Source organism: Salmonella sp. 741265055_HSA, assembly GCF_046569525.1.
GTDB lineage: Bacteria > Pseudomonadota > Gammaproteobacteria > Enterobacterales > Enterobacteriaceae > Salmonella > Salmonella enterica.
Window position 1 is genome coordinate 1 of record NZ_JBKFSQ010000068.1, and the last position, 6,650, is coordinate 6,650.

Genomic DNA, 6,650 nt, shown 5'->3' on the forward strand with positions numbered 1-6,650 from the left:
GCAGTTGACTTTTAATCAATTGGTCGCAGGTTCGAATCCTGCACGACCCACCAATGTAAAAAAGCGCCCTAAAGGCGCTTTTTTGCTATCTGCGATATGTTCGGGTCTTGCCTGATGCACTGCGCTTATCAGGCCTACAGACGACACCGCCGCGTAGGCCGGATAAGACGTTAGTCGCCATCCGGCGCAGACGACACCGCACGCGTAGGCCGGATAAGGCGAAGCCGCCACCCGGCATAAATACCGCAAAAACACTACTGGCCCGCTTACCGTCTATAGCTGATACAGCGGATCTTTCGCCCTCGCGGCGGTTAATTCGCTGGCCTGGGTGCGCACCACGTCCCACAACGCCTGCGCCGCCGTGGAGAGCGATCGGTTTTTTCGCCGCGCCAGCATGAGCTGCCTTTCAACTATAGGCGTCAGCCGTTTAACCTGTAAGTGGCTGCCCTGCGGGAGCGGTAACGCCAGCGCGGGCAGCACGCTGATGCCGATTCCCGCTTCCACCATTGGAAACAGCGTGGCCGGGTGACCAATCTCCTGCACGATATCCGCCTCAATAGCAAAATGGGCCAGCGCCGCATCAATCAGCGGTCGGCTACCGGAAGCATAATCCTGTAAGACCAGCGACGCCTGTTTAAGATCCTGCCAGCTTACCCATTCCTGACGCGCCAGCGGATGATCCTGGCGACACAACAGTAAAAAAGGCTCTGATAAGATGGCTTCACACTGTAAATCCACCGCTGCGCCGGGATCGATAACGATGCCAAAATCCACTTCTCCCTGGCGGATGCTCTCCAGCACCCACTGCTGCGGACGATCGTGCAATACAAAATCAATAGCGGGATAAAGTGAATTACTTTGGGCAATGCATTGCGGAATAAGATGCGCAGAAATGGTTTGGCTCGCGGCAACGCGCACGGTGCCGGTTAATTGTGTCCCTACTCTGCCTGCATCGCGCAGTATGCTGTTCAGTTCATCAAGCACCCGCTCCAGACGCGTCGCCAGTTGTTGCCCCGCCTCGGTCAGCACCACCTCACGCGTAGTGCGATCCAGCAGTCTGACGCCGGTTTGCCGCTCCAGCTCTTTTACGCTATGACTGACCGCAGACTGGCTCAGTCCAATCCTGTCCCCTGCCCGACTGAAACTTTTGGCCTGGGCGACGGTAATAAAAATACGCAGTTGACGCAGTGAATAGTTCATCGACTAGATTCATATATAGATGCAATAAATCAATTTTATTTCTCAAAGCGAAAAACGCAAAATAGCTGCACCGACTTTCAGGAGTTTTTATGAAACTTTTTCGTATCCTTGACCCTTTCACGCTGACACTTATCACCGTGGTACTACTGGCCTCTTTTTTCCCGGCGGAAGGCGGCTTTGTGCCTGTCGTTGAAGGTATTACAACAGCGGCCATCGCTCTGTTGTTTTTTATGCATGGCGCGAAGCTTTCGCGTGAAGCGATCATCGCTGGCGGCAGCCACTGGCGGTTGCATCTGTGGGTCATGTGCAGCACTTTTGTGCTCTTTCCTGTCCTCGGCGTACTGTTTGCCTGGTGGGCGCCTGTCAATGTCGACCCTATGCTCTACAGCGGCTTTCTGTATCTGTGTATTTTGCCCGCCACCGTGCAGTCTGCGATTGCGTTTACTTCACTCGCGGGCGGTAACGTCGCGGCCGCGGTGTGCTCAGCGTCTGCGTCCAGTCTGCTGGGCATTTTCCTGTCGCCGCTGCTGGTCGGTCTGGTAATGAATATTCATGGCGCGCAGGGCAGTCTGGAAGAGGTGGGCAAAATTATGCTGCAACTGCTGCTGCCTTTTGTGCTGGGACACCTGTCTCGCCCGTGGATCGGCAACTGGGTCGCGCGCAACAAAAAGTGGATCGCGAAAACGGATCAGACCTCTATTCTGCTGGTGGTCTACTCGGCGTTCAGCGAAGCGGTGGTCAACGGCATCTGGCACAAAGTCGGCTGGGGATCGCTGCTGTTTATCGTCGTGGTCAGCCTCATACTGTTGGCGATCGTCATCGCCATTAACGTCTTTGTCGCCCGTAAATGCGGCTTCAATAAAGCCGACGAAATCACTATTGTTTTCTGCGGTTCGAAAAAAAGCCTGGCCAACGGGATCCCGATGGCCAATATTCTGTTTCCGACGTCAGTGCTGGGTATGATGGTATTACCGCTGATGATCTTCCACCAGATCCAACTGATGGTCTGCGCGGGGCTGGCGCGGCGCTACAAACGCCAGACCGAGAAGCTACAGGCGCAGCAGGAAAGCCGCGCCGCGAAAGCTTAAAGCGGGCGTTTCAGGGGCTGCACCAGTTGCGTCAGCCCCTCGGTTTTAATCAGCAGCGTGATTTGCATCAACTCCCCCAGTTTACCCGCCGGAAACTGATCTTTACGGGCAAACCACAGCAAATACTCTTCCGGAAGGTCGATCAATCGACGTCCCTGATATTTGCCGAACGGCATCACGGTGTTGGCAATTTCAACCAACTGCTCTTTTTCCATCTCAGACACCCAGTAAGCGGATCATTTCCGCTTCATCAATCACGGTAATACCCAGTTCCTGCGCTTTGGCCAGTTTCGAACCCGCCGCTTCACCGGCAATCACCAGATCGGTTTTCTTCGATACGCTGCCTGCCACTTTCGCGCCCAGCGCCGCTAAACGCGCTTTAGCGTCATCGCGGGACATCTGGCTCAGGCTACCGGTTAGTACCACGGTTTTACCGGCAAACGGGCTATCGATCTCTTGCACATTAATGACTACCGGCGCGGGCCAGTGAACCCCTTCCGCCAGTAGCTGCCCAATCACATCACGATTACTCTCTTCGGCAAAAAAGTTAAAGACGTGCGTAGCGACCACAATCCCCACGTCAGGTACTTTCTGCAACTCGTCAATGGTGGCGGCCTGCAGCGCCTCCAGCGTGCCGAAATAAGCCGCCAGCCCCGCCGCCGTCGCTTCACCCACTTCACGGATGCCCAGCGCATAGAGAAAACGCGCAAAGGTCGTCGCTTTGGCTTTTTCCAGCGCGTTAACAACATTTTGCGCGGACTTTGGTCCCATTCGGTCCAGGCCGGTCAGTTTACCCGCCGTCAGACGGAACAGATCCGCTGGCGTATGGACATACTCCCTTTCCACCAGTTGGTCGATGATCTTATCGCCCATCCCGTCTACATCCATCGCCCGGCGCGACACAAAATGCTTCAGCGACTCTTTACGCTGCGCGCCGCAAATCAGCCCGCCGGTACAACGGGTAACGGCTTCGCCTTCAACGCGCTCTACGTCCGATCCGCACACCGGACAGTGCGTTGGAAACACAATCGGACGCGTCTCTTCAGGGCGTTCGGACAGAACCACGTTGACCACCTGAGGGATCACATCGCCTGCCCGACGGATAACCACCTTATCGCCAATGCGCAAGCCAAGCCGTTCAATTTCATCGGCATTATGCAACGTGGCATTGCTGACCAGCACACCAGCCACCTGAACCGGTTCCAGACGCGCCACCGGCGTAATCGCCCCGGTGCGCCCGACCTGAAACTCAACATCGCGCACAAAAGTCATCTGCTCCTGAGCAGGGAATTTAAACGCCACCGCCCAGCGCGGCGCGCGGGCCACAAAGCCCAGCTGTTCCTGCAAAGCCAGCGAGTTGACCTTAATCACCACGCCGTCGATATCAAAACCGAGCGTGGGGCGATCTTTTTCGACGTTGTGATAAAAATCCAGTACCGCCTGGGGAGAATCGCACAGCGTCACGCGATCGCTGACCGGTAACCCCCACGCTTTAAATTGCAGCAACCGTCCCAGATGCGTATCCGGCAACTCGCCGCCTTCCAGAATACCGACGCCGTAGCAGAAAAATGTTAGCGGTCGCTTCGCCGTAATACGCGGATCGAGCTGACGCAACGAGCCCGCCGCCGCGTTACGCGGGTTAGCAAACACTTTGCCGCCAGTGCGGCGCGCGTCTTCATTGATCTTTTCAAACCCGGCCTGCGGTAAAAATACCTCTCCGCGAACTTCAAGACGCGCCGGAATGTTATCGCCGTGCAGCTTTAACGGAATGGCGCGAATCGTGCGCACGTTTGAAGTGATATCTTCACCGGTGGTGCCGTCGCCACGCGTCGCAGCGCTCACCAGCACGCCGTTTTCATACAGAATGCTGACCGCCAGGCCATCCAGTTTTAGTTCGCAGCACCAGATGACATTTTCCGTGCTTTTTAGACGATCCTGCACTCGCTTGTTAAACGCCAGGAAGCTTTCTTCATCAAATACGTTATCGAGCGACAGCATCGGTACTTCATGGCGAATCTGGTTGAATGCCGTCAGCGGCGCCGCGCCAACGCGCTGCGTGGGCGAATCCGGCGTGATAAGGTCCGGACGTTGCGCCTCCAGCTCTCGCAGTTCCCGCATCAGGCGGTCATATTCGGCGTCGGGAATCTCCGGCGCATCCATCACATGATACAGATATTCATGATGGCGAAGCGTGGTTCGCAGTTCTGTCAGTTGTTGTTCGATTGGTTCCATATCACACCATCAATGATAAAAAACCCCCGACAGGCGGGGGTTACGTTAAAAATGTCACACCTGCGTTAACCTCAGGCGTTAGCGTCCATCACCTCGCGGATGCGGTCCTGATATTCGCGCAGTTTCTGCGGCGTCATCATCCGACGCTGGTCATCCAGCACGACGCCGCCGACCTCATCAGCGATATGCTGCGCGGATTGCAGCATCAGCTTGAAATTCTGCAGCGCATCGCCGTAAGACGGTACCTGCATAAAGATAGTGACGCCAGGCGTAGTGAAGTCCGTCATTTCAGGATCGAACGTTCCCGGATTGACCATATTCGCGAGACTGAACAAGGCCGGGCCGCTGCCGTCCGGGCTCAAATGACGATGGAAAATATTCATATCGCCAAATTTAAAGCCTGACTGCTGAATACTGTTCAGTAACACTTCACCATTAAGCTCGCTGCCATGATGGGCCGCGACGTTCATAATGATGACCGCCTCTTTACGCTGCGGTTTTTCCACAACCGGCGCTTCTTCCACTACCGGTTCCGCCTCAACCACAGGTTCCGCAGGCTGGAAGGTTTGCGCTGATGGCGGCGGCGCGGGCTGCGCAACAGGCTGCGGCGCTTGCGACGGCGGTGCAGGCTGCTGTTGCGGCGGCTGTACCGGCGGCGCAGATGGCTGAACCTGCTGAGGCTGCGGCGCAGGTTGGACCGGTTGCTGAACCGGCTGTTGCATCGGCGCTTGCGGCTGCGGCGGCGCCGCTGGACGCGGTTGCGCAGACGCATAAGGCGGCTGGTACTGGTGTTGCGGCGACTGACGAGGGGCATCATGCTCCTGCGACTGGCCGGGGGCATGATTTACGCGGTGAACACGAACTTCACCCACGCCTTCGTCTTCTTCGACATCGTCGTCATACGAGTCGTCGTCGCGTTTCGATTTCATGCGTTTTAGTGGACGATCGCGGAACATAGAAGATCGTTCTTTACGGCTGGTCCAGAAACCATGTACCAGTAAAGCGATTATGGCGATCGCGCCAACAATGATTAATATCAGACGCAAATCCTGCATCATTATATTCTCTGTTGTTCTAACACCTTGCCACCACGGCAAACATTTACTCACTAAGAGTATTTGCCGATTACGTCAAGTGCAAGTGTACTGTTGGCTTTCGCAGCATAAAGATGAAGGAAAATGTGCTTTTTGCTGTTTTTTCGAACATTTCCGAACTATCCACCGTCTGATAACCGGGTAAGATATCCCACGTTTACCCAGGGCTTTAAGAAAAAGGAGTATGTCCTGAATATGGTTTCATCATCCACAACCGTACCACGTAGCGGCGTCTATTATTTCTCGCAAGGATGGAAGTTAGTCACCCTACCGGGAATCCGCCGCTTTGTTATTTTACCTTTGCTGGTCAACATTGTGCTGATGGGCGGCGCATTTTGGTGGCTGTTTACCCAGCTTGACGCCTGGATACCTTCGTTGATGAGTCATGTGCCGGACTGGCTGCAATGGCTGAGCTATCTGCTGTGGCCGATTGCGGTTATCTCTGTTCTGCTGGTCTTTGGCTATTTTTTCTCTACCCTCGCCAACTGGATCGCCGCGCCGTTTAACGGCCTTTTAGCCGAACAGCTTGAGGCGCGGTTAACCGGCGCAACGCCGCCAGATACCGGCATACTCGGCATCATGAAAGATGTACCGCGCATTATGAAACGTGAATGGCAAAAGCTGGCGTGGTATCTGCCGCGCGCTATCGTGCTGCTGGTTCTCTATTTTATTCCTGGCATTGGCCAAACCATCGCGCCGGTGCTGTGGTTTTTGTTCAGCGCCTGGATGCTGGCGATCCAGTATTGCGACTACCCGTTTGATAACCACAAAGTGCCGTTTAAAACGATGCGCGCCGCGTTGCGCACGCAGAAGGTGGCGAATATGCAATTTGGCGCGCTCACCAGCCTCTTTACGATGATTCCGGTGCTTAACCTGTTCATTATGCCTGTCGCCGTCTGTGGCGCGACGGCAATGTGGGTTGATTGCTGGCGTGCTAAACACGCGTTATGGAAATAACGTAAAAATGTATAAATAAGAGATGGCTTAGAGCCTATCCCACCAGGCGTTATTGGCGCAGCCAGTTTGGACACGGACA

General features: G+C 55.1%; 6 protein-coding genes. 2 read left to right on the forward strand and 4 right to left on the reverse strand.

What is annotated here, in order from left to right; all coding sequences use genetic code 11:
- Window positions 1-273: 273 nt before the first annotated feature.
- A complete protein-coding gene (locus ACLD4K_RS21560; protein ID WP_108638519.1) occupies window positions 274-1,200 on the reverse strand; it encodes a LysR family transcriptional regulator in 927 nt (308 codons plus the stop codon).
- 89 nt (window positions 1,201-1,289) lie between these two features.
- Here ACLD4K_RS21560 and ACLD4K_RS21565 point away from each other — a divergent pair, with 89 nt between their 5' ends.
- Window positions 1,290-2,288 (forward strand): bile acid:sodium symporter family protein, encoded by a 999-nt coding sequence (locus tag ACLD4K_RS21565; RefSeq protein ID WP_000765569.1) that lies wholly within the window; start codon window positions 1,290-1,292, stop codon window positions 2,286-2,288.
- Here ACLD4K_RS21565 and ACLD4K_RS21570 read toward each other — a convergent pair.
- From ACLD4K_RS21570 to zipA, 3 genes are all read right to left on the reverse strand, one after another.
- Entirely contained in the window at window positions 2,285-2,503 is a 219-nt protein-coding gene (locus ACLD4K_RS21570) for a DUF3820 family protein (protein ID WP_001519708.1), read from the reverse strand. The genes ACLD4K_RS21565 and ACLD4K_RS21570 overlap by 4 nt on opposite strands.
- Before the next feature lies 1 nt (window position 2,504).
- On the reverse strand, window positions 2,505-4,520 hold the full coding sequence (ligA, locus tag ACLD4K_RS21575) for an NAD-dependent DNA ligase LigA (protein WP_411012477.1): 2,016 nt from the start codon (window positions 4,518-4,520) through the stop codon (window positions 2,505-2,507).
- Between the two features lie 71 nt (window positions 4,521-4,591).
- Entirely contained in the window at window positions 4,592-5,578 is a 987-nt protein-coding gene (gene zipA / locus ACLD4K_RS21580; protein WP_000983126.1) for a cell division protein ZipA, read from the reverse strand.
- 231 nt (window positions 5,579-5,809) lie between these two features.
- Here zipA and cysZ point away from each other — a divergent pair, with 231 nt between their 5' ends.
- Window positions 5,810-6,571, forward strand: coding sequence for a sulfate transporter CysZ (gene cysZ, locus ACLD4K_RS21585; protein ID WP_000255008.1), 762 nt, complete (start codon window positions 5,810-5,812; stop codon window positions 6,569-6,571).
- Window positions 6,572-6,650 lie beyond the last annotated feature (79 nt).

Bases quoted from the DNA above. Each gene is read 5' to 3' on its own strand.
- zipA (WP_000983126.1), bottom strand. From the start codon at position 5,578: ATGATGCAGGATTTGCGTCTGATATTAATCATTGTTGGCGCGATCGCC.
- ligA (WP_411012477.1), bottom strand. From the start codon at position 4,520: ATGGAACCAATCGAACAACAACTGACAGAACTGCGAACCACGCTTCGC.
- ACLD4K_RS21570 (WP_001519708.1), bottom strand. From the start codon at position 2,503: ATGGAAAAAGAGCAGTTGGTTGAAATTGCCAACACCGTGATGCCGTTC.
- ACLD4K_RS21560 (WP_108638519.1), bottom strand. From the start codon at position 1,200: ATGAACTATTCACTGCGTCAACTGCGTATTTTTATTACCGTCGCCCAG.
- ACLD4K_RS21565 (WP_000765569.1), top strand. From the start codon at position 1,290: ATGAAACTTTTTCGTATCCTTGACCCTTTCACGCTGACACTTATCACC.
- cysZ (WP_000255008.1), top strand. From the start codon at position 5,810: ATGGTTTCATCATCCACAACCGTACCACGTAGCGGCGTCTATTATTTC.